General features: G+C 57.5%; 22 protein-coding genes. 14 read left to right on the top strand and 8 right to left on the bottom strand.

Annotated elements, in window-relative coordinates; genetic code table 11:
* Positions 1–207 precede the first annotated feature (207 nt).
* The 9 genes from rodZ to ES815_RS03800 all read left to right on the top strand — a co-directional run bounded on the left by rodZ (position 208) and on the right by ES815_RS03800 (position 10,352).
* Entirely contained in the window at positions 208–1,206 is a 999-nt protein-coding gene (gene rodZ / locus ES815_RS03840; RefSeq protein WP_142486696.1) for a cytoskeleton protein RodZ, read from the top strand.
* Positions 1,207–1,236: 30 nt separating this feature from the next.
* On the top strand, positions 1,237–2,355 hold the full coding sequence (gene ispG / locus ES815_RS03835; RefSeq protein WP_106994607.1) for a flavodoxin-dependent (E)-4-hydroxy-3-methylbut-2-enyl-diphosphate synthase: 1,119 nt from the start codon (positions 1,237–1,239) through the stop codon (positions 2,353–2,355).
* Between the two features lie 91 nt (positions 2,356–2,446).
* Entirely contained in the window at positions 2,447–3,721 is a 1,275-nt protein-coding gene (gene hisS, locus ES815_RS03830) for a histidine--tRNA ligase (RefSeq protein ID WP_142486695.1), read from the top strand.
* 13 nt (positions 3,722–3,734) lie between these two features.
* Complete coding sequence (locus ES815_RS03825) at positions 3,735–4,355, top strand: YfgM family protein (RefSeq protein ID WP_142486694.1); 621 nt, start codon at positions 3,735–3,737, stop codon at positions 4,353–4,355.
* A 10-nt stretch (positions 4,356–4,365) separates the two neighbouring features.
* Positions 4,366–5,544, top strand: coding sequence for an outer membrane protein assembly factor BamB (bamB, locus tag ES815_RS03820; RefSeq protein ID WP_142486693.1), 1,179 nt, complete (start codon positions 4,366–4,368; stop codon positions 5,542–5,544).
* A 110-nt stretch (positions 5,545–5,654) separates the two neighbouring features.
* Positions 5,655–7,127 (top strand): ribosome biogenesis GTPase Der, encoded by a 1,473-nt coding sequence (gene der, locus ES815_RS03815; protein WP_142486692.1) that lies wholly within the window; start codon positions 5,655–5,657, stop codon positions 7,125–7,127.
* A gap of 300 nt (positions 7,128–7,427) precedes the next feature.
* Positions 7,428–8,981, top strand: a complete 1,554-nt coding sequence (locus tag ES815_RS03810) for a peptide MFS transporter (protein WP_142486691.1) — start codon at positions 7,428–7,430, stop codon at positions 8,979–8,981.
* A 62-nt stretch (positions 8,982–9,043) separates the two neighbouring features.
* A complete protein-coding gene (locus ES815_RS03805) occupies positions 9,044–10,078 on the top strand; it encodes a Gfo/Idh/MocA family oxidoreductase (protein ID WP_142486690.1) in 1,035 nt (344 codons plus the stop codon).
* A 52-nt stretch (positions 10,079–10,130) separates the two neighbouring features.
* Positions 10,131–10,352, top strand: coding sequence for a zinc ribbon domain-containing protein (locus ES815_RS03800; protein ID WP_142486689.1), 222 nt, complete (start codon positions 10,131–10,133; stop codon positions 10,350–10,352).
* Here the strand turns inward: ES815_RS03800 and ES815_RS03795 are convergent.
* Both ES815_RS03795 and ES815_RS03790 read right to left on the bottom strand, forming a co-directional pair.
* A complete protein-coding gene (locus ES815_RS03795) occupies positions 10,349–10,699 on the bottom strand; it encodes a protealysin inhibitor emfourin (RefSeq protein ID WP_142486688.1) in 351 nt (116 codons plus the stop codon). The genes ES815_RS03800 and ES815_RS03795 overlap by 4 nt on opposite strands.
* A complete protein-coding gene (locus ES815_RS03790) occupies positions 10,700–11,719 on the bottom strand; it encodes a M4 family metallopeptidase (RefSeq protein WP_142486687.1) in 1,020 nt (339 codons plus the stop codon).
* Positions 11,720–11,876: 157 nt separating this feature from the next.
* Here ES815_RS03790 and ES815_RS03785 point away from each other — a divergent pair, with 157 nt between their 5' ends.
* Entirely contained in the window at positions 11,877–13,010 is a 1,134-nt protein-coding gene (locus ES815_RS03785) for an MFS transporter (protein ID WP_142486686.1), read from the top strand.
* Here ES815_RS03785 and xseA read toward each other — a convergent pair whose 3' ends face one another.
* A complete protein-coding gene (gene xseA / locus ES815_RS03780; protein ID WP_142486685.1) occupies positions 13,011–14,384 on the bottom strand; it encodes an exodeoxyribonuclease VII large subunit in 1,374 nt (457 codons plus the stop codon).
* Between the two features lie 159 nt (positions 14,385–14,543).
* Here xseA and guaB point away from each other — a divergent pair, with 159 nt between their 5' ends.
* Positions 14,544–16,010 carry an IMP dehydrogenase gene (guaB, locus tag ES815_RS03775; RefSeq protein ID WP_142486684.1) on the top strand — a complete coding sequence of 489 codons (1,467 nt, stop codon included), beginning with the start codon at positions 14,544–14,546 and terminating at the stop codon, positions 16,008–16,010.
* Positions 16,011–16,078: 68 nt separating this feature from the next.
* Positions 16,079–17,656: a glutamine-hydrolyzing GMP synthase gene (gene guaA / locus ES815_RS03770; RefSeq protein ID WP_142486683.1), complete on the top strand. Its 1,578-nt coding sequence runs from the start codon at positions 16,079–16,081 to the stop codon at positions 17,654–17,656.
* Between the two features lie 61 nt (positions 17,657–17,717).
* On the opposite strand, the gene ES815_RS03765 is transcribed toward guaA, so the two are convergent.
* Genes ES815_RS03765 through ES815_RS03755 form a run of 3 tightly spaced genes read right to left on the bottom strand, consistent with a single transcriptional unit; the run spans position 17,718 to position 19,225 of the window.
* Positions 17,718–18,464 (bottom strand): alpha/beta fold hydrolase, encoded by a 747-nt coding sequence (locus ES815_RS03765; RefSeq protein WP_142486682.1) that lies wholly within the window; start codon positions 18,462–18,464, stop codon positions 17,718–17,720.
* A 9-nt stretch (positions 18,465–18,473) separates the two neighbouring features.
* The gene (locus ES815_RS03760; RefSeq protein ID WP_142486681.1) at positions 18,474–18,728 is read right to left on the bottom strand and encodes a YdgH/BhsA/McbA-like domain containing protein; all 255 of its coding nucleotides are present in this window, start codon (positions 18,726–18,728) and stop codon (positions 18,474–18,476) included.
* A gap of 35 nt (positions 18,729–18,763) precedes the next feature.
* Complete coding sequence (locus ES815_RS03755; protein ID WP_142486680.1) at positions 18,764–19,225, bottom strand: DUF6130 family protein; 462 nt, start codon at positions 19,223–19,225, stop codon at positions 18,764–18,766.
* A gap of 220 nt (positions 19,226–19,445) precedes the next feature.
* On the opposite strand from ES815_RS03755, the gene ES815_RS03745 reads away from it, so the two are divergent.
* Entirely contained in the window at positions 19,446–20,171 is a 726-nt protein-coding gene (locus tag ES815_RS03745; RefSeq protein ID WP_142486678.1) for an SDR family oxidoreductase, read from the top strand.
* Here the strand turns inward: ES815_RS03745 and ES815_RS03740 are convergent.
* Positions 20,168–21,349 (bottom strand): MFS transporter, encoded by a 1,182-nt coding sequence (locus ES815_RS03740; RefSeq protein ID WP_142486677.1) that lies wholly within the window; start codon positions 21,347–21,349, stop codon positions 20,168–20,170. The two genes, ES815_RS03745 and ES815_RS03740, sit on opposite strands and share 4 nt — an antisense overlap.
* A gap of 98 nt (positions 21,350–21,447) precedes the next feature.
* Between ES815_RS03740 and ES815_RS03735 the strand changes: the two genes are divergently transcribed.
* Entirely contained in the window at positions 21,448–22,332 is an 885-nt protein-coding gene (locus ES815_RS03735) for a LysR family transcriptional regulator (RefSeq protein ID WP_142486676.1), read from the top strand.
* 27 nt (positions 22,333–22,359) lie between these two features.
* Here ES815_RS03735 and ES815_RS03730 read toward each other — a convergent pair whose 3' ends face one another.
* Positions 22,360–22,566, bottom strand: coding sequence for a YfgG family protein (locus tag ES815_RS03730; RefSeq protein WP_142486675.1), 207 nt, complete (start codon positions 22,564–22,566; stop codon positions 22,360–22,362).
* Positions 22,567–22,599: the final 33 nt, after the last annotated feature.

Here is a 22,599-nt window from a genome sequence, read left to right as displayed (position 1 = left end):
AATTACGGTGCGTTTTATATGACTTTAAGGCAGTATGTAACGACGCAACAACAGTTTAGCCTCACTAACAAGCCGCTTCTGTCAACGAAAACCTGACAGTATTGTGCTGTCTTACTAAGGTTAACTGACCAGAAGTTTCGCGGTGCGGGTGGCATTGTGACACCGGCGCCAGGATCCTCAATTTTCACGTACCAGTAGTTGTAGCGAATGAATACTGAAGCCACTCACGACCAAAATGCAGCACTTTCCACTGGCGTTCGTCTTCGCAACGCCCGTGAACAACTCGGACTAAGCCAGCAAACCGTTGCGGAACGCTTATGTCTGAAGGTTTCCACGGTCCGCGATATTGAAGAAGATAAGGCACCTGCCGATCTTGCTTCAACGTTTCTGCGTGGTTATATCCGCTCCTATGCGAAACTGGTGCATATCCCTGAAGACGAACTGCTGCCGATGATGGAAAAACAGGCACCGGTCAGAGCGGCGAAAGTCGCGCCGATGCAGAGTTTTTCGCTGGGCAAACGTCGTAAAAAACGTGATGGCTGGCTGATGAGCTTTACCTGGCTGGTCTTGTTTGTGGTTATCGGCCTGACGGGCGCCTGGTGGTGGCAGAACCACAAAGCGCAGCAGGAAGAGATCACCACCATGGCCGATCAGTCCTCCGCCGAGCTGAATAACTCAGCGGGCGAGGGCGCTCAGAGCATCCCACTGAATACCGACGCCTCAGCAAACGCCAGCGAACCGCAGGCCCCTGCTGCTGGCACCACGGATGTGGCAACGGCGCAGGCAACTGCGCCAGTGGCTAATCAAACAGCCCAGGCTCCGGCTGACAGTGCCGTCGTTTCGCCTTCCCAGGCGAACGTCGAGACTGCCCTGGCAGCCACCGCGGATAACGCGGTTCAGCCCCTGCCATCCGATCCGGCTGGCGTCGCGGCGGCACCGGCCGACCCAAACGCGCTGGTGATGAACTTCAGCGCCGACTGCTGGCTGGAAGTGACCGACGCGACCGGCAAAAAGCTGTTCAGCGGACTGCAGCGTAAGGACGGCACGTTAAATCTGGCAGGCCAGGCGCCCTATAAGCTCAAGATTGGTGCTCCGGCAGCGGTCCAGATCCAGTTCCAGGGTAAACCTGTCGATCTGAGCCGTTTTATCAGAACTAACCAGGTTGCGCGTCTGACCCTCAATGCCGAACAATCAGCAGCACAGTAAGTAACAGACAGGCAACGCGGGAGATTTTCCATGCATAACCAGGCTCCTATTCCACGTAGAAAATCGAAACGTATTTACGTCGGGAATGTGCCAATTGGCGATGGTGCTCCCATCGCCGTTCAGTCGATGACCAACACCCGTACCACCGATGTGGCGGCAACGGTCAATCAGATCAAAGCGTTAGAACGTGTGGGCGCAGACATTGTCCGCGTTTCCGTGCCGACAATGGATGCGGCAGAAGCGTTTAAACTCATCAAACAGCAGGTCTCCGTTCCGCTGGTTGCCGATATTCACTTCGATTACCGTATCGCGCTGAAAGTAGCGGAATACGGCGTCGATTGCCTGCGTATCAACCCTGGCAACATCGGTAGCGAAGAGCGCATCCGCGCGGTCGTTGATTGCGCCCGCGACAAAAACATCCCCATCCGTATCGGCGTGAATGCCGGTTCGCTGGAAAAAGATCTGCAGGAAAAATACGGTGAACCGACCCCGCAGGCGCTGCTCGAATCGGCCATGCGTCATGTGGACCATCTCGATCGTCTGAACTTCGATCAGTTCAAAGTCAGCGTGAAAGCCTCGGACGTTTTCCTCGCCGTTGAATCCTATCGTCTGCTGGCGAAGCAGATCGATCAGCCGCTGCACCTCGGGATCACCGAAGCCGGCGGCGCGCGCAGCGGTGCGGTAAAATCAGCGATTGGCCTTGGTCTGCTGCTGAACGAAGGCATTGGCGACACTCTGCGTGTCTCGCTGGCCGCCGATCCGGTGGAAGAGATCAAAGTCGGTTTCGATATCCTGAAGTCACTGCGTATTCGTTCCCGCGGCATCAACTTTATCGCCTGTCCGACCTGTTCGCGTCAGGAGTTCGACGTCATCGGTACGGTGAATGCGCTCGAGCAGCGTCTGGAAGATATCATCACCCCGATGGACGTTTCGATTATCGGTTGTGTGGTGAACGGTCCGGGTGAGGCGCTGGTGTCGACGTTGGGCGTTACGGGTGGTAACAAGAAAAGTGGTCTCTATGAAGATGGCGTCCGCAAAGATCGTCTGGATAATAACGACATGATCGATCAGCTTGAAGCCCGCATCCGCGCCAAAGCCACCATGCTGGATGAAGCGCAGCGCATTAGCGTGCTACAGGTAGAAAAATAACGAGATGGGAAGCGGTTCGCTTCCTGTGTATGATTGAACCCTTCGGTTATGAACCCCAGGGTTCATTTTTGTCTATAGAAAGAGAACAAACGTGGCAAAGAACATTCAAGCCATTCGCGGCATGAACGATTATCTGCCTGCCGAGACCGCCATCTGGCAGCGCATTGAAGGCACCCTCAAGCAGGTGCTCGGCAGCTACGGTTACAGTGAAATCCGTTTGCCGATTGTAGAGCAGACCCCGTTATTCAAACGCGCTATCGGTGAAGTCACCGATGTGGTTGAAAAAGAGATGTACACCTTTGAGGATCGTAACGGCGACAGCCTGACCTTACGTCCGGAAGGTACGGCGGGATGTGTACGCGCCGGCATCGAGCATGGTCTCCTGTACAATCAGGAGCAGCGCCTGTGGTATATCGGCCCAATGTTCCGTCACGAACGTCCTCAGAAAGGTCGCTACCGTCAGTTTAACCAGCTGGGTGTCGAAGCCTTTGGTCTGCAGGGCCCGGATATCGATGCGGAGCTGATTATGCTCACCGCCCGCTGGTGGCGCGCGCTGGGTATTGCCGATCACGTCTCCCTGGAGCTGAACTCCATCGGTTCTCTTGAAGCGCGTGCAAACTACCGCGATGCGCTGGTGGCCTTCCTCGAGCAGCATAAAGAGAAGCTGGACGAAGACTGCAAGCGTCGTATGTACAGCAACCCGCTGCGCGTGCTGGATTCCAAAAACCCGGACGTGCAGGCCCTGCTGAACGACGCGCCTGCCCTGGGCGATTATCTGGACGAAGATTCCCGCGAACACTTTGCCGGTCTGTGCAAACTGCTGGAAGCTGCCGGTATTGCTTACACCGTTAACCAGCGCCTGGTACGCGGTCTGGACTACTACAACCGTACCGTGTTTGAGTGGGTTACCACCAGCCTCGGTTCACAGGGAACGGTCTGTGCGGGCGGTCGTTACGACGGTCTGGTGGAGCAGTTAGGTGGTCGTCCTGCACCGGCAGTAGGCTTCGCCATGGGTCTTGAGCGACTTGTTTTGTTAGTTCAGGCAGTTAATCCGGAATTTAAAGCCGATCCTGTTGTCGATATATACCTGGTGGCCTCAGGCGCGGAAACGCAGTCTGCGGCAATGCAGCTTGCCGAACGCGTGCGCGATGCGCTGCCAGCGGCTAAGCTGATGACCAACCACGGCGGCGGCAACTTTAAGAAACAGTTCGCCCGTGCCGATAAGTGGGGCGCGCGTATTGCACTGGTACTTGGCGAGTCAGAAGTGGCTAACGGCGAAGTGGTGGTGAAGGATCTGCGCTCTGGTGAGCAAACAACGGTAACGCAGGACGGCGTTGCGGCGCACTTGCGCACTCTACTGGGCTAAGGAGAAGGACTGCGTGGAAATGTACGAGAACGAAAACGACCAGGTTGATGCGATTAAACGCTTCTTTGCTGAAAACGGCAAAGCGCTGGCTGTTGGGGTCATTTTAGGTGTTGGTGCCCTGGTGGGCTGGCGTTACTGGAACAATCATCAGGTCGATTCCGCGCGTGGCTCCTCCTTACAGTATGAAAATACCGTGAGCGCCATTCAGGCCGATCGGCCGGAAACCCTGGCGGCAGCAGAGAAATTTGCCGCCGACAATAAAAATACCTATGGCGCGCTGGCGTCATTGGAAGTGGCTCAGCAGTTCGTTGATAAAGGCGAGCTGGACAAAGCGGCAGCTCAGCTGCAGCAGGGTCTGGCAGCCGCAGGCAACGATAACCTGAAAGCGCTCATCAATCTGCGTCTTGCCCGTATTCAGGTGCAGCAGAAGAAAACAGACGAAGCGCTGAAAACCCTCGACTCTGTTAAGGGTGAAGGTTTTGCCTCGATTGTTGCTGACCTGCGTGGTGAAGCACTGCTGAGTAAAGGTGACAAACAAGGCGCGCGCAGCGCATGGGAAGCGGGCGTGAAAAGCAACGCCTCGCCAGCGCTGAGCGAAATGATGCAGATGAAAATAAATAATTTGTCCGTCTGAGAGGGACCCGATGCAATTGCGTAAATTACTTCTGCCAGGACTGCTTTCCGTTACGTTATTGAGCGGCTGTTCACTGTTCAGCGGCGAAGAAGATGTTGTCACCATGTCTCCACTGCCAACGGTTGAAAACCAGTTTGCGCCGTCTACCGCATGGAGCACTTCCGTCGGTGACGGTATTGGCGACTTCTACTCCAACCTGCATCCGGCTTCTGCGGACGGCGTTGTCTATGCGGCTGACCGCAAAGGCATCGTCAAAGCCGTAAACGCCGATGATGGCAAAGAGGTGTGGTCGATTAATCTGGCAGAAAAAAGCGGCTGGCTGTCACGCACGCCGGCTCTGCTGTCAGGCGGTGTGACGGTTGCCGGTGGTCATGTCTATATCGGCAGCGAGAAGGCCCAGGTCTACGCCCTTAACGCCAGCGACGGCTCCATCGCATGGCAGACCCGTGTCGCGGGCGAAGCGCTCTCCCGTCCGGTGGTCAGCGACGGCATGGTGCTGGTGCATACCGCCAACGGTCAGCTGCAGGCGCTGAATGAAGCTGACGGTGCGGTGAAGTGGACGGTTAACCTCGATATGCCGGCGCTCTCCCTGCGCGGTGAATCTGCGCCAGCCACTGCCTTTGGCGCGGCTATTGTCGGCGGTGATAATGGTCGCGTTAGTGCCGTATTGATGCAGCAGGGCCAGATGATTTGGCAGCAGCGTATCTCTCAGGCAACCGGTCCGACCGAAATCGACCGCCTGAGCGATGTGGACACCACGCCGGTCATCGTCAATGGCGTGGTTTACGCTCTGGCCTATAACGGCAACCTGACTGCGATGGATCTGCGTAGCGGCCAGGTGATGTGGAAACGCGAGCTGGGCTCCGTGAATGATTTCGTGGTGGACGGCAACCGCATCTACCTGGTCGATCAGAACGATCGCCTGCTGGCGCTGAGCACCGAGGGTGGCGTGACGCTGTGGACGCAGAGCGATCTGCTGCACCGTCTGCTGACCGCACCGGCGCTGTATAACGGCAGCCTGGTGGTAGGTGATAGCGAAGGCTATATGCACTGGATTGACCCGAGCAACGGTCGTTTTGTCGCCCAGGAGAAAGTCGACGGTTCCGGTTTTCTGACCGAGCCGGTGGTGGCTGACGGCAAACTGCTGATCCAGGCAAAAGACGGTACGCTGTACGCGATCACGCGTTAATCACCGCGGTTGTAGTATACTCAACGGCTCCTGTTGCTTCAGGGGCCGTTTTGATTTTTTAAAAAACGCCGCAAACGCGACGTGATATCGAATTTTATGAGGCTTTAAACATGGTACCTGTGGTCGCGCTTGTCGGGCGCCCGAACGTTGGAAAATCCACTCTTTTTAACCGTTTAACACGCACCCGTGATGCGCTGGTTGCGGATTTCCCGGGGCTCACGCGTGACCGTAAGTACGGTCGTGCAGAAGTGGAAGGTCGTGAGTTTATCTGTATCGATACCGGTGGTATCGACGGGACAGAAGACGGCGTTGAAACTCGCATGGCGGAACAATCTCTGCTGGCGATTGAAGAAGCGGACATCGTGCTGTTTATGGTTGATGCGCGCGCGGGCCTGATGCCTGCCGACGTTGCCATCGCTAAGCACCTGCGCTCACGTGAAAAATCCACCTTCCTGGTGGCGAACAAAACGGACGGTATCGATCCCGATCAGGCGATGGCCGATTTCTGGTCATTAGGTCTGGGCGATATCTACCCGATCGCCGCCTCTCACGGTCGTGGCGTGACCAGCCTGCTGGAAACCGCGCTGCTGCCGTACGTTGACGAGATCAACCCGCCGGAAGAGGTCGACGAAGACGCCGAGTACTGGGCGCAGTTTGAAGAAGGCGAAGAGGGTGAAGAGGAGCCGGAAGACGACTTTAACCCGCAGGATCTGCCGATCAAGCTGGCCATTGTCGGTCGTCCGAACGTCGGTAAGTCAACGCTTACTAACCGCATCCTCGGTGAAGACCGCGTGGTGGTGTATGACATGCCGGGCACCACCCGCGACAGCATCTACATCCCGATGGAGCGTGACGAGCGTGAATACGTTCTGATCGACACCGCGGGCGTGCGTAAGCGCGGGAAAATCACTGATGTGGTCGAGAAATTCTCGGTCATCAAAACCCTGCAGGCGATTGAAGACGCCAACGTGGTGATGCTGGTTATTGATGCCCGCGAAGGCATCTCCGATCAGGATCTCTCCCTGCTCGGCTTTATCCTTAACAGCGGTCGCTCGCTGGTTATCGTCGTCAACAAGTGGGACGGCCTGAGCAACGAAGTGCGTGAGCAGGTCAAAGAGATGCTGGACTTCCGTCTGGGCTTCATCGACTTTGCCCGCGTCCACTTTATCTCTGCCCTGCACGGCAGCGGCGTCGGCAACCTGTTCGAATCCGTGCGTGAAGCCTACGACTGCTCAACGCGTCGTGTCGGTACCGCAATGCTGACCCGTATCATGACCATGGCGGCAGAAGACCATCAGCCACCGCTGGTGCGCGGTCGTCGCGTGAAGCTGAAATATGCCCACGCCGGCGGTTACAACCCGCCTATCGTGGTTATCCACGGTAACCAGGTGAAGGATCTGCCGGATTCTTACAAACGCTACCTGATGAACTACTTCCGTAAATCGCTGGAAGTGATGGGTACGCCGATCCGTATCCAGTTCAAGGAAGGGGATAACCCGTTTGCCAACAAACGTAACACCCTGACGCCAAACCAGATGCGTAAGCGTAAGCGTTTGATTAAACACATCAAGAAAAGCAAATAATCCTTGCTGCTCTGCCGAAAAACCCGCGCCTGTCGCGGGTTTTTTTATGCCTGAAAGGAACGAATAATTATTGATGTGATGTCAATCACTATTCATGTTTATCCAACATAAAATCTAAGAAATAAGACGATTGTCGAACTTTCATCTTTTGGTGGTGGGGTGGGGGCTGGACAAAAGTTGCCTCAGGTTATCAAATGGTTAAATAACATTTCGCTGGATGTAAAAAAGCCGCCCGATTGCTAACCGGGCGGCGGGCTTCCGGTGTTTACAAGTAAGACAACACATCATCTCGGGAGAATTATGCAATCCTCTGTTAATAAAAACGAAAGCCGAACTTTCTTCGGCCATCCTTATCCACTCGGCGCGCTGTTCTTCACGGAGATGTGGGAGCGCTTCTCGTTTTACGGTATTCGTCCACTCCTGATCCTGTTTATGGCGGCCACGGTGTATGACGGCGGCATGGGGCTGGCGCGTGAAAATGCCTCCGCTATTGTTGGTATCTTCGCCGGAACTATGTATCTGGCGGCGCTGCCTGGTGGCTGGCTGGCGGATAACTGGCTCGGCCAGCAGAAAGCGGTCTGGTACGGTTCGATTCTGATTGCACTGGGCCACCTGTCAATTGCGCTGTCGGCGGTGATGGGTAACAACCTGTTCTTTATCGGTCTGATGTTTATCGTCCTGGGCTCGGGCCTGTTCAAAACCTGTATCTCGGTGATGGTGGGCACGCTGTATAAGAAAGGCGATGCACGTCGCGACGGCGGCTTCTCGCTGTTCTATATGGGCATCAACATGGGGTCCTTTATCGCGCCGCTGATCTCCGGCTGGCTGATTAAATCCCACGGCTGGCACTGGGGCTTTGGTATCGGCGGTATCGGGATGCTGGTGGCGCTGGTCATCTTCCGCCTGTTTGCCGTGCCGTCGATGAAGCGCTATGACAGCGAAGTGGGGCTGGATTCAACCTGGAACAGCCCGGTCGCGAAGAAAAACGGCGTCGGCGGCTGGTTACTGACGCTGGCGGCGGGTATCGCCATTATCGTTACCCTGATCGCGCAGGGCGTGATTGTCATTAACCCGGTCGCGGTGGCCAGCGTGCTGGTATACGTGATTGCCGCCTCGGTGGCGCTCTACTTCATCTGGCTGTTTATGTTTGCCGGCCTGAACCGCAAAGAGCGCGCCAGACTGCTGGTCTGCTTTATCCTGCTGGTGTCTGCGGCCTTCTTCTGGTCTGCATTTGAACAAAAGCCAACCTCGTTCAACCTGTTTGCCAACGATTACACCAACCGCATGATCGGTGATTTTGAAATCCCGGCGGTATGGTTCCAGTCAATTAACGCCCTGTTTATTATCCTGCTGGCACCGGTCTTTAGCTGGGCCTGGCCGAAGCTGGCGAGCAACAACATTCGCCCGAGCAGCATCACCAAGTTCGTGATCGGCATTCTGTGTGCGGCAGGGGGCTTTGGCCTGATGATGCTGGCGGCGCAGAATGTCCTGAGTAACGGCGGGGCGGGCGTGTCGCCGTTCTGGCTGGTGGGCAGTATCCTGATGCTGACCCTCGGCGAACTGTGCCTGAGCCCGATTGGTCTGGCGACCATGACGCTGCTGGCCCCGGAAAGAATGCGCGGCCAGATGATGGGCCTGTGGTTCTGCGCCAGTGCCCTCGGCAACCTGGCGGCGGGTCTGATTGGCGGTCATGTGAAGGCCGATCAGCTGGATATGCTGCCGGATCTCTTCGCACGCTGCTCCATCGCGCTGCTGATTTGTGCCGCCGTTCTGACGGTGCTCATTGTTCCGGTGCGTCGTATGCTGGAAAATACGCAGACGAAAAACGAGCCGAAACCGGTAACCAACGCCTGATATCAGCCTGAGCTGGCCGGAGCGTGCGTTACGCTCCGGCCTTGCCAAAACAGAGGTGATATATGCAGATTGGGTTTGTTGGACTTGGCGCGGTGGTTGAAACCGCCTACTTACCCGCACTACAAAACACCTTCGGCGCTTCTCTCCGCTGTCTGGGCTTTGATATCCAGGCGACAAGAACACTGGATGGAATCACCCGCTGCTCAACGCTTGCCGATCTCCTCGCCCAACCCCTCGATACGCTGTTTATCACCACCGCATCGCTGCAGCACCTTGAGGTGCTTGAGCTGGCGCTGGCGTCCTCCATCCCGCGCATTGTGGTTGAAAAGCCGATTGTCGCCACCCTTGCCCAAATCGCCAGGCTGAAAACGCTGCTGGCGAAACCGGAGGCGGCCGCCCGGGTGCTGGCGCTCGATCACTGGATGGCACGCATTAACCTGGTGTCGCTGGGGTTGTTCGAGGCCTTTTCGGATATCGTCCGCATTGAGGGCTTTTTACAGGAGCCGAGCGGGTTTAACGCGGCGGGGGAGCCCATCGCGCTCAACTTTGCCACCGGGGAACCCGATACCCGAACGCTGCGTCATCCTGACGGGGTGATCCTGGATATCGGCACGCACGTGCTGGCGATGATGCGCGAAACGGTGCGCTACCTGGGAGGCAATGGCGATATTGCCTTGCAGGTTGTAACGGCTAAAGACCGTCTGGGGCGCGATATCGCCAAAGGCGATCTGACCACGGCGGAAGGCGAGGCGCATCTTCAGGGGCAGATCGGCGGTGTGCCGGTGAATATCTGGCTCAACAAATATGCCGGGCCGTCCGGGGGGCAAAAAGGGCTGCGGCTGCATCTGCGGGACGGTCGCGTCATCAGCCACGACCGGCGTGGGGCAGAGGATGTGCTTGACCTGATCGATGGCGATAAAATTCAGTCCTGGCGTTTTGGCGGCACGATCTACGAACGCTGTCTGGCGGAGCATATTCTGGGGGAGCAAAGCCTGTTTACACGCGATCCGGACGAGGTGAGCCGCACGACGCAGCGCAGGCTGGAAGAGGTGGAGATCCTGCTGACGTTACAGCAACAGCTACGTGGCCCCCACTAAACGCATCGTGTTAATATCAGGGCAGAACTGAATGTCCTTTGAAGGAGTCATCATGTCGATTACCTGCCCGGATTGCCATGCGGAGATTGAACCGCAAAACGGTGTGGCGCACTGCGAGAATTGCCACAAAGATATCGCCCTGGAAGCGCGCTGCCCGGAATGCCATCAGCCACTTCAGGTGTTAAAAGCCTGCGGTGCGGTGGACTATTTCTGCCAGAACGGCCACGGTCTGATCTCGAAGAAGCGCGTGGAGTTCGTCAGGACTGACGCTTAATCGCATACGCAGCCTTCGCCTTTTTGCCAGAGCTCGACCAACGACTCTGGCGCTTCCTGCTCGGGAACCAGCACAATGATGTCGGTGTATTGCGCCTGATTGTGCCGGGTCCAGATTATCTGGATGCGAAAATAGCGCTGGTCGCCGCCGCCGGGTGACGAGCGCTGGCCGGGCGGCTCTCCCCGCGGAATAGCCTGCTCCAGTATATTTACCACGCGCTGGCGCTGGGCGCTGTTAAGCGTCGAGAGCGCAATTCGCCGCAATCCGCTGAGATGGGGAATATAGGCCACGCCGCCTTCACGCGCCAGCTCGACCACCGCGTCATCCGTCAGTTCCGGAACCTGCATTTACAACACTCCCACCTGTTTCCAGGCTTGCTCAATGGCTGCTGCGACGTCGCCACCCGATCGCTTTTCACCGTGCGCCACCGTCAGTTTCGCAAAGGCGTCAAAATCTGCATCTTGCGCCAGCTGTCGATCGCAAACCGTGTCATACCAGGCATAACCGGCTTTCTCCCAGGCATGGCCACCAATGGCCGTCGCGGCAAGATAAAACGCGCGATTAGGAATACCCGAATTAAGATGCACGCCGCCGTTATCTTCGCGCGTTTTGATAAAGTCTTTCATATGCCCGGGCTGCGGATCTTTGCCGAGCAGGGGATCGTCATAGGCGGTTCCGGGTTCTGACATCGATCGCAGCCCTTTGCCATTAATCCCCTTAGCCAGCAGCCCTTCACCAATCAGCCAGTCGGCTTTATCGGCCGTTTGCTTCAGGTGATACTGTTTCACCAGCGAGCCGAAAACGTCAGATAAAGACTCATTCAGCGCACCCGATTGTTCAAAGTAGATAAGCCCGGCTTCGGTTTCGGTCACCCCATGGCTAAGTTCATGTGCCACAACGTCGATGGCAATAGTGAAGCGGTTAAATATCTCGCCATCACCATCGCCAAATACCATCTGCTGACCATTCCAGAAAGCGTTCTGATATTCCCGCCCATAATGAACGGTGCCCGTCAGTATCAGCCCTTTATTATCCAGCGAGTCGCGATGATAATTTTTCCAGAAAAAATCATGGGTGATACCTAAATAATCATAGGCTTCATCAACAGCAATATCCCTGTTTGACGCCTGTCCCTCATAACGCACCTGGGTGCCCGGCAGTTCCTGGGTCTGTTTTGCATCATAAATATCACGCTCCAGCTGCCCGGCTTTATTAACGTGCGGCGCAGCGGGTTTACCTGGCATATGTGCCATCAGCGTTTGTACATGCGTCAGCGTCTGGCGGGCGCAACGCTGCTGCGGCTCAGAGCCACTCTCAATAATACGACGAAGAATATAGGGCGGGATCACGCTAAAGGTTCGGGTCATGCGTCTCTCCTGTTATGGCAATGCCGAAAAAAGAAACACTTTGAGTGTAAATGATGAAGCCGGGAGCGGGGAGAAGTCAGAGTATTCGTACCGGTAAAAACTGGCACAACGCCTGCTCAGCGTTTAGGTTTTTACTGCGGGTAAAAAGAGGGGCGTAATGAACAGACCGATTGCACTGGGTATAACCGGGTTCTCATTAATCGCGGTGACTTACGGCATGGCGAGATTTTCCTGGGGGCTGATGTTGCCCGATATTCGTCAGGCCATCCCTTTCTCGCCCCAGGTTGCCGGGGGGATTGCAGCCTGTAGCTATGCGGCTTATTGCCTGTCAGTCCTCTTTGCCTCTTTCCTCACTTACCGTTTCGGCTCCCGCGTACCGGCTTTGCTGGCAGCCGTCACGGCAGCAAGCGGGCTGTTTATTCTGGCATTCTCGTCGCTGCCGCTCACCCTTGCGACAGGATTATTTATTGCCGGATTAAGTTCGGGGCTGGCCTCACCCGCGCTTGCCGGAGCCGTAGATGACACCATTGCGCCAGATCGCCAGACCCTGGTGAATACCGTCATTAATGCCGGAACAAGCGCCGGGATTATCCTCTCGGTGCCGGTTCTGTTTTTTATGCCGGGCGGCTGGCGTGCGGCCTGTATCGTCTTTGCCCTCCTGGCACTGCTCTGCCTGCTGGCAGCGTGGCGTTATCTGCCGGGTCGGGCTACGCGCAAGCGTGAACGAACACCCTCCTGGCGCGATTTGCTTCGCAAGACGGGTATGTGCCGTCTGTTAATGATTACTTTCGTGAGCGGCATTGCCAGCGCCGCCTGGTGGAGTTTTGGCCCGGTGTTGCTAACGAGCCATACCGGGCTTGATAGCGCCGTGACGCGGGTTCTGTGGCTGGTGAGCGGCGGGGCAGGGATCGTCGCCGTGTTTACCGGAAGTGCGGCAAAACGTATCGGGATGCGCGGCGTTTATCGAGTTTCGCAGATTTTCATGGCCGCCTCGCTGCTGGCCCTTGCGCTAACAGAAGGGTTTGCCTGGTGGCTGGTCCCGGTGGTGGCGATGAGCGGGGCGGGATACGTGATTTTGTCCGGCGTACTGCTGGTGCAGGGCGCGGTTATCACCCATCCGTCACCTGCTGTGGGTGTCAGTATGGCTTTTCTGATGCTGGCAGCCGGACAGGTTGTCGGCTCCGTAGCGTTTGGCCTGTTACTGGGAATGGCAGGCGCAGCGGTAGCGCTGGTCATTTTTTCCGGGCTGTCCTGGGGGCTGCTTGCCGTCACGCCTGACGGCAAACCATGATCACGCTTTTTTGCGGGCGCGCGTTTTCTTCACTGGCGTCACGCCTTTCACTTCGCTTTCCACCCAGCCGTCTGACAACCGGGTGGTGAGCACATCCCCGGCTTTGACCTGTTTGGTCTGCTTCAGCACTTTGCCATCGTTCGCGGTGGTCACGCTGTAACCGCGAGCCAGCGTCGAGAGCGGACTGACGGCTTCCAGATGGGTGACCGCCTTACCGAAGCGCTCGCGGGTGCTGCTCAGTTGCGCGCGCAGGTTTTCCGCGAGGCGATACTCCAGCTGCTGAATACGCGTTTGCGCGCGCCAGATGCGCGGCTGCGGGTTGTGCTGGTTCAGGCGCTGAGTAGTGCGCTGCTGGCGCTGCACCGCCCGTTTAAGCTGACTGTCCACCGCGAGGTTCATCCGCTGGCGCAGACGTTCCAGTACGGTTTGCTGACGGGCCAGACGCAGCTGCGGGTGCTGCTGCTGCAGGCGATGATGCAGCTGGGTAAAACGACGGGTGCGGTTGGCGAGGAAATAGTCCATCGCCATCTCGAGGCGCTGTTGGCCGTTTTGCATCTGGCGCAGCAGCTCGAGCTGGTTACGGCTCACCACTTCTGCCGCGGCAGACGGCGTCGGCGCCCGCAGGTCGGCGACAAAATCCGCAATGGTGACGTCGGTTTCGTGCCCGACGGCGCTAACCACCGGGATCTGGCTGGCAAAAATTGCCCGCGCCACGCGTTCGTCGTTAAAGCTCCAGAGATCTTCCAGCGAACCGCCTCCGCGCCCGACGATCAGCACATCACACTCCTGACGGGCGTTGGCAAGCTGAATGGCGCGGACAATCTGCCCGGGCGCATCGTCACCCTGCACTGCGGTCGGGTAGATAATGACCGGCAGGGAAGGGTCGCGGCGTTTCAGGACGTGCAGAATGTCATGCAGCGCGGCGCCGGTTTTCGAGGTAATCACCCCTACGCAGTGGGCAGGGGAGGGGAGCGGCTGTTTATATTGCTGATCGAACAGCCCTTCCGCCGAAAGCGTGGCTTTCAGCTGCTCATATTTCTGCTGGAGAAGCCCTTCACCCGCTGGCTGCATGCTCTCAACGATAATCTGATAATCACCGCGCGGTTCGTACAGGGTGATACTGGCGCGAACCAGCACCTGCTGCCCGTGCTGTGGCCGGAAGGTCACCCGACGGTTGCTGTTGCGGAACATCGCGCAGCGCACCTGAGCGGTATTGTCCTTCAGGGTGAAGTACCAGTGACCAGATGCCGGCTGGGTGAAATTGGAGATCTCTCCGCTAATCCACACCTGGCCAATTTCCTGCTCAAGCAGTAAACGGACCGTCTGATTCAGGCGGCTAACGGTATAAATTGAGGGGGATTGAGAGGATAACATGTGAGCGGGATCAAATTCTAAATCAGCAAGTTATTCAGTCGATAGTAACCTGATAAGAGGCAATCGCAAGCATTTTTTATAAAAAAGTGTAGATGCAATCGGTTACGCTCTGTATAATGCCACGGCAATATTTAACCACCCAGGTCAGAGATATTGCCCATGCTACGTATCGCTAAAGAAGCACTGACGTTTGACGACGTCCTCCTCGTTCCCGCTCATTCCACCGTTCTGCCGAATACTGCCGACCTCAGCACGCAGTTGACCAAAACCATTCGCCTGAACATTCCTATGCTCTCCGCGGCAATGGACACCGTGACTGAAGCGCGCCTGGCTATCGCCCTGGCTCAGGAAGGCGGCATTGGCTTTATTCATAAAAACATGTCTATCGAGCGTCAGGCGGAAGAAGTTCGCCGCGTGAAGAAACATGAATCTGGCATCGTTACCGATCCACAGAGCGTTCTGCCAACCACCACCCTGCACGAAGTGAAAGCGCTGACCGAGCGTAACGGCTTTGCAGGCTACCCGGTTGTGACCTCCGATAACGAACTGGTGGGTATCATCACCGGTCGTGACGTGCGTTTCGTCACCGACCTGAACCAGCCGGTCAGCGTCTACATGACCCCGAAAGAGCGTCTGGTTACCGTGCGTGAAGGCGAGTCCCGCGACGTGGTCTTCGCAAAAATGCACGAAAAACGCGTTGAAAAAGCGCTGGTTGTGGACGACAGCTTCCACCTGCTCGGCATGATCACCGTTAAAGACTTCCAGAAAGCAGAACGTAAACCGAACGCCTGTAAAGACGAGCATGGCCGTCTGCGCGTCGGTGCTGCGGTTGGCGCGGGCGCAGGCAACGAAGAGCGCGTTGATGCGCTGGTTGCTGCCGGCGTTGACGTGCTGCTGATCGACTCCTCTCACGGCCACTCCGAAGGCGTGCTGCAGCGTATTCGCGAAACCCGTGCAAAATATCCTGATCTGCAAATTATTGGTGGCAACGTGGCCACCGGCGCAGGCGCTCGTGCCCTGGCTGAAGCGGGTTGCAGCGCGGTGAAAGTGGGCATTGGCCCAGGCTCCATCTGTACCACCCGTATCGTCACTGGCGTGGGTGTTCCGCAGATCACCGCGGTATCCGACGCGGTAGAAGCGCTGGAAGGTACCGGTATTCCGGTTATCGCTGACGGCGGTATCCGCTTCTCCGGCGACATCGCCAAAGCCATCGCGGCCGGTGCGGCAGCGGTAATGGTTGGCTCCATGCTGGCCGGTACCGAAGAGTCCCCGGGCGAAATCGAACTGTTCCAGGGCCGCTCTTACAAATCTTACCGCGGCATGGGTTCTCTGGGCGCGATGTCCAAAGGCTCCTCCGACCGTTACTTCCAGACCGATAACGCTGCCGACAAACTGGTGCCGGAAGGTATCGAAGGTCGCGTGGCCTATAAAGGCTACCTGAAAGAGATCATTCACCAGCAGATGGGCGGCCTGCGCTCCTGTATGGGTCTGACCGGCTGTGGTACCATTGACCTGCTGCGTACTAAAGCGGAATTCGTGCGTATCAGCGGTGCAGGTATCCAGGAAAGCCACGTTCACGACGTGACGATCACCAAAGAGTCTCCGAACTACCGTATGGGCTCCTGATTAATTTCCGCGCCCGGCTTTGAGCCGGGCGCTCTGTTTTTGTTTCACTTGCCTCGGAATTAGCGTCAATGACGGAAAATATTCATAAACATCGCATTCTCATCCTCGATTTCGGTTCTCAATACACTCAGCTGGTGGCGCGTCGCGTGCGTGAGCTGGGCGTTTACTGCGAACTGTGGGCGTGGGATGTTACGGAAGCTCAGATTCGCGAGTTCAACCCAAGCGGTATCATCCTTTCCGGTGGTCCGGAAAGCACCACCGAAGATAACAGCCCGCGTGCACCGCAGTACGTGTTCGAAGCCGGCGTGCCGGTGTTCGGCGTCTGCTACGGCATGCAGACCATGGCGATGCAGCTGGGTGGTCACGTTGAAGGTTCTAACGAGCGTGAATTCGGCTACGCGCAGGTTGAAGTGCAGACCGACAGCGCCCTGATCCGCGGTATCGAAGACTCCCTGACCGCCGACGGCAAAGCGCTGCTCGACGTGTGGATGAGCCATGGCGACAAAGTCACCGCTATCCCATCCGACTTCGTGACCGTTGCCAGCACCGAGAGCTGCCCGTTCGCCATCATGGCTAACGAAGAAAAACGCTTCTACGGCGTGCAGTTCCACCCGGAAGTGACCCACACCCGTCAGGGCCTGCGCATGCTGGAGCGTTTTGTCATCGACATCTGCCAGTGTGAAGCCCTGTGGACGCCAGCAAAAATCATCGACGATGCGGTTGAGCGTATTCGCCAGCAGGTCGGTGATGACAAAGTGATCCTCGGCCTGTCCGGCGGCGTGGACTCCTCCGTGACCGCAATGCTGCTGCACCGTGCCATCGGCAAAAACCTCACCTGTGTCTTCGTGGACAACGGTCTGCTGCGTCTGAACGAAGCCCAGCAGGTTATGGACATGTTCGGTGACCACTTCGGTCTGAACATTGTTCACGTGGAAGGCGAGAAGCGCTTCCTGGACGCGCTGGAAGGCGAAAACGATCCAGAAGCAAAACGTAAAATCATCGGCCGCGTCTTCGTAGAAGTTTTCGATGAAGAAGCGCTGAAGCTGGAAGACGTGAAGTGGCTGGCACAGGGCACCATCTACCCTGACGTGATCGAGTCCGCGGCTTCTGCCACCGGTAAAGCACACGTCATCAAATCTCACCACAACGTGGGCGGCCTGCCGAAAGAGATGAAGATGGGTCTCGTTGAACCGCTGCGTGAGCTGTTCAAAGACGAAGTGCGTAAGATCGGTCTGGAGCTGGGTCTGCCGTACGATATGCTCTACCGTCACCCGTTCCCGGGTCCGGGTCTGGGCGTACGCGTGCTGGGCGAAGTGAAGAAAGAGTACTGCGATCTGCTGCGTCGTGCCGATGCGATCTTCATCGAAGAGCTGCACAAAGCGGATCTGTACAACAAAGTGAGCCAGGCGTTCACCGTCTTCCTGCCGGTTCGCTCTGTCGGCGTAATGGGCGATGGCCGTAAGTACGACTGGGTTGTCTCCCTGCGTGCGGTTGAGACCATCGACTTTATGACTGCCCACTGGGCACACCTGCCGTATGACTTCTTAGGCCGCGTGTCTAACCGCATCATCAACGAAGTTAACGGTATTTCTCGCGTGGTGTATGACATCAGCGGGAAGCCACCGGCTACGATTGAGTGGGAATAATCCCCGCCCGTTAATCGTTCTCTATTCAAGCCCGCATCCTGCGGGCTTTTTATTGCCTGTTTCACTTCACCGCTTGCTCAATCACCCGGGCAATCTCCTCCGGCTGGCTCACCATCGACACATGGCTTGCCGCTACCTCCGTTGTTTTGGCATTAATCGCCTTCGCCATCGCACGCTCAAGATCCGGGTTGATCATCCGGTCATTCTTGCTGACCACATACCAGCTTGGCTTATCGTGCCAGGCCGCATGGGTGATCTTTTCCGCAAAGGCGTCGGCGCGGATCGGGCCCTGAGTGACGGTCAGCGTGCTTTGCTCACCTGCCTTAATATCTGGTGCAAAATCCTGGCGTACCGATTTGGATGGCAAATAGAGAAAACCGTCTGCGGTTTTGGCGATACCTGCGCTGCCCGGCGGGGCGGGATAGCTCCCCGCCAGATCCGCCGTTGACTGGCCCGAGTCCGGGGCAAACGCCGCCACGTAAACCAGCGATTTTACCCGCGCATCGTTGCCCGCTTCGCTAATCACCGTCCCGCCCCAGGAGTGGCCCACCAGCACCACATCCCCGTGAGTCCGGGCGATGGCGCGCTGAGTCGCGGCGACATCCTCTTTTAACGAGGTGAGCGGCAGCTGAACGGCAATAACCTCGGTATGCTGGCGTTGCAGTTTGTCGATCACCCGGTTCCAGCTGCTGCCGTCGGCAAAAGCGCCGTGCACCAGTACCACGGTTTTACTGTTCGCCAGCGCCGTGCCGCTGGCGGCGGCCAGCAGCAGACCCGCCGCTAAGGTATGGATAGACAGTTTTTTCATGGTTACGCCTCAACGATAAATATCCGCAGTGCCTGACAGGGTGTTATTTCCCCCGGCGGAGGTAATGCGAAACGCGCTGGCTCCCGCTTCGGCGGCTTTGGCCTGCAGTTTCGCCTCCAGATCCGCGAGCGACCTTGTGCCGCTGCTGTCGGAAACGGTGCCAATTTTTTGCAGCCCCTGAGGCTGGTTAACTTCCTGGGCGGCGAAAGCGGAAGAGGCCATTGCAGCAGTAAAGGTCAGTACAGCAATCAGTAATGTTCTCATGGTTTAAATCCTTAAAAATAAGTGAGTGGCTGCGTTCAGTGCGTAACCGCGGCATGCGGCGGCACGGTGAATTCGATGGTTTTACGGTCAACAGGTTTATGGGTTGGGTCGGCGAGAATAAGAGTCACTTTGTGAGGGCCTGCGGGCAGCCCCACCAGAATGACCGGCTCGCCGCTGGCATCGGCCCAGTGCCAGGGATTGTCATCCACGATGACGTGGATATGGCCGATGCGCGGCGTTACTTTGAGCGCCTCGGGCCCGAATACGGGTTCAATGCGCATGTTCTCGGTGCGGTATTGAATAAAGACTGCGCCTTTACTCAGCGGGCCCGCCAGCGGCGGATCCACAATCAGCCTGGCCGGGGGCTGAGGCTGATCGAGCGGTGCAACGGCGGCCGGGCCGTTAACATCTGCGGCACTGAGCCCGCTTAACGGTGCGGCCCAGGTGCAGCCAGATGTCAGCGCGAACAGAGTGAGCAGTAAATGTCGACGCATCATTCGGGTATCTCCTCTTCAGGTCATCAATGGCGACAGATACAGAAAACCATTTTTATGTATCGGGTCTGTTTGCTGCGGGTGGCTTTTTTGTATGGCTGCGTAAGCAGGGCGGCGTGGATACAGTGCGATACATTCCACGCATGCGCGGGGCTGTTTCTGCTGGCATGGTGTCTGCCTGGGCACCCGGGTGGGTGCTGAAGCTAACAGGAGAATGACCATCATGAATTACGAAAAAGTAGCGTTAGTTTTCGGCGGCGCGCGCGGTATCGGGGCGGCCATTGCGGCGCGACTGGCGCACGACGGCTATCGGGTTGCCGTCACCTGGGTATCACGCCCGGACCGGGCGCAGGCGCTGGTCTCAATGATTGAGCAACAGGGCGGACAGGCGACAGCCATTGAAGCCGACAGCGCAGACGCGAAGGCTATCCAGAGGGCGGTAGATAAAACATTGCAGCAGTTTGGCAGGCTGGATGTCGCGGTGGTAAATGCGGGCGTGCTTCGGCTCGGGACTATTGAGCAATATTCGCTGGACGATCTGGATGCTACCCTGGCCGTCAACGTGCGCGGCGTCTTCCTTGCTATTCAGGCGGCGGTTAAGCCGATGGCTGAAGGGGGGCGCGTGATCACCATCGGCAGCAATACGGCGGTGCGTACCGGGCATGCAGGCAGCAGCGTTTATGCCATGAGTAAAGCGGCAGTCGCCTCGATGGTGCAAAACCTCGCGCTGGACCTGGCGCCACGCCGCATCACCATTAACAACATTCAGCCAGGACCTATCGCCACCGATATGACTGCCGGAATGGCGGAGCAGATCGTCGGTAGCATTCCGCTGCAGCGGATGGGCGAGCCGGATGAGATCGCCTCGCTGGCGGCATGGCTTGCTGGTGAATCGTCTGGCTATATGACGGGTTCAAGCCTGACCATTGACGGCGGATTCGTACTTTAGTCGCTAAGGGCAGGGATGCCCTGACTGTGATGCGAAGCCTGACCCTTCACGATAGCCATCGCCAGCCCGGCAATCACCAGCGTCAGCCCCCACGACAGCCACATCGCACCGAGGGTCCCGAACGCCCGGTTCAACCACGCATAAGCCAGCGGGGAGGCCGCCGCCATCAGCTGGGCCGGGATCAGCAGTACCCCGGTGCGCCTGGCGTACTCTTCAGGGGCAAACAGCTGCAAGGGCAGGGTGGCTTTCACAATGGTCACCAGCCCGTTTATCGCCCCGTAGCCCAGCACAAAACCGGCGGCAGACCAGAGGAAGAGCGAACTGCTCAGCCCGAGCATAAAGCACACCGGCATGGCAAGGGCGGTGAGCAGCGTCAGGCGCAGCGGGGTGAGTCTCGCCCCGGCAACTACCTCCAGGAACCGCGCCCCGGTCTGCCCAATCCCCCATAGCATGCCGATGGTAACCGGCAGGCCGACGCTGGCGATAAATTCCGGCAGGTGCGTGGAGGTGCCGTTAGAGACAAAGGTGATCAGCGCAATAAAGGCGGCATACAGCCAGCCGTTGCGGCGATCCTGTCCACCGGCAGGCGGGTTGGGTTGCTTTACTGGCGGGAGGGTTTGATTGGGTAATGACAGGGTTAACGCGGCGCTCAGCAAGCCGAACAGAGCATAAACCAGCAGCGCGCTCCGCCAGGTCATAATCGTCAGCAACGCCTCTCCCAGCGGCCAGAACACCACCGAGGCCAGCCCGCCCGCCAGCGTCACGCGGGAAATGGTTCCCCGCGCCTGCTGGCCGTAGAGATTGACCAGCGCCGCGAACAGCGCGTCGTACAGCGACAGGCGCATGCCGATGCCGGTCACCATCCATGCGGCATACCAGACGACAAGCGATTGGGCATAAGCCATCACCACGCAGCTGGCGGAAATCAGCAGCGATCCGAGCATCACCACCCGTTGCCCACCCGCCCGCGCCAGCAGCTTAGCGACAAACGGCGAGAGGGCGGCCATCACCAGCATGGCCAGCGTCAGGCCCGAATAGATCGCCGGTGAAGACCAGCCGCTGTCCGCCGTGATTGCCCGGGCGAACGTGCCCGGCATATAAAAGGAGATCCCCCAGTTGATAAGCTGGTTACAGCCGGTAGTCAGGGGGAGCGCGCGGGGCATGGCCAGGTTTTTCATTATCATTCATTCCTTCAGACAGTTATCCTGAGCATATCCCGCGCATCAGGATGCTGGCAGGCCGGTGCGTTTATGGCTTCTATAAGAGAAACTTTGTGATGACGACGCTGAATCTGGGACAGCTGGCAACCTTTCGACTGGTCGTGCAGCGGGGCAGTTTTTCTGCGGCAGCGGATGTGCTTGGGCTTTCACAGCCCGCAGTAAGTTTGCAGATCCGCCAGCTGGAGCAGTTTCTGCAGGCGCGATTAATCGAGCGTACCGGAAGGGGCGTCAAAGCCACGCCGGCCGGGCTGGCGTTGTTGACCCACGGCGAGCGGATAGAGCAGGCGGTAGACGAGACGATCCGGGCGGTGGCCGCGTTCAGCCATGAGGTGAGCGGAACGATCACTGTCGGGATGGGGGCTACGGCCTGTATCCATCTTTTGCCGCCGCTGTTGCAGCAGCTGCGTCAGGATCACCCCCTGCTGCGGGTCGGCGTCACCACCGGCAATACCCTGGAGATTGTTCGCGCCATAGAAGAGAACCGTCTCGACCTGGGACTGGTGACCTTACCCGCTGCGGGCTCGGCGCTGGCGATCGCGCCGGTGCTGGATGAAGAGTTTGTGTTTATTGCCGCAGAGGATCAGCAGGGGCTGTTTACCACGCTGACCGCCACTGCGCTACAGGCCCACCCCTTTATCGCCTTTGGTGCCGGGAGCAGCACCAGGGCGGTGATCGACGCCTGGTTCCAGGCCAGCGGTGTGGACGTTGAGCCGGTAATGCAGTCGGGCAGTATCGAAGCCATCAAACGTATGGTTCGCGTCGGGCTGGGGTACAGCATTATTCCCCGCATGGCGGTGGATTGTACGGAAGACAGGCAGGGGTTATGCGTGCGATCGCTTACGCCGGTTTTACAGCGTCAGCTGGCCATCGTTATGCGTCAGGATAAAGTGCTGAGTAAAGGCATCAGCGAAATTATTCGATTATTACAAACGGCGAAATAATTTAATTAGCCCATAAAAACAACAGGATTAATTAATTGTTGTGGAGGAACGTTCGACGTATTCGCCAGAGAGGCTGGATTGTTGCGCCTGCTTTTTTTCCTGGTGGTGATACCAGGCACCAATGGAGGAGTAAACGAAGCGGCCCACAAAAAAGAATAAGCTGATAAGGAGTATGATACGCGTCATCCGAGTGTTAAACCGATGTCGTTTTCGCATACGTGTAGCCTGACTCACTGTCGTTTTCCTGAAAATACCCTGCGGGCGATG

This window comes from Leclercia adecarboxylata, assembly GCF_006874705.1.
Lineage (GTDB): Bacteria > Pseudomonadota > Gammaproteobacteria > Enterobacterales > Enterobacteriaceae > Enterobacter > Enterobacter adecarboxylatus_C.
The sequence above is the reverse complement of the archived record's forward strand: the minus strand, read 5'-3'. Positions and strand labels throughout refer to the sequence as shown.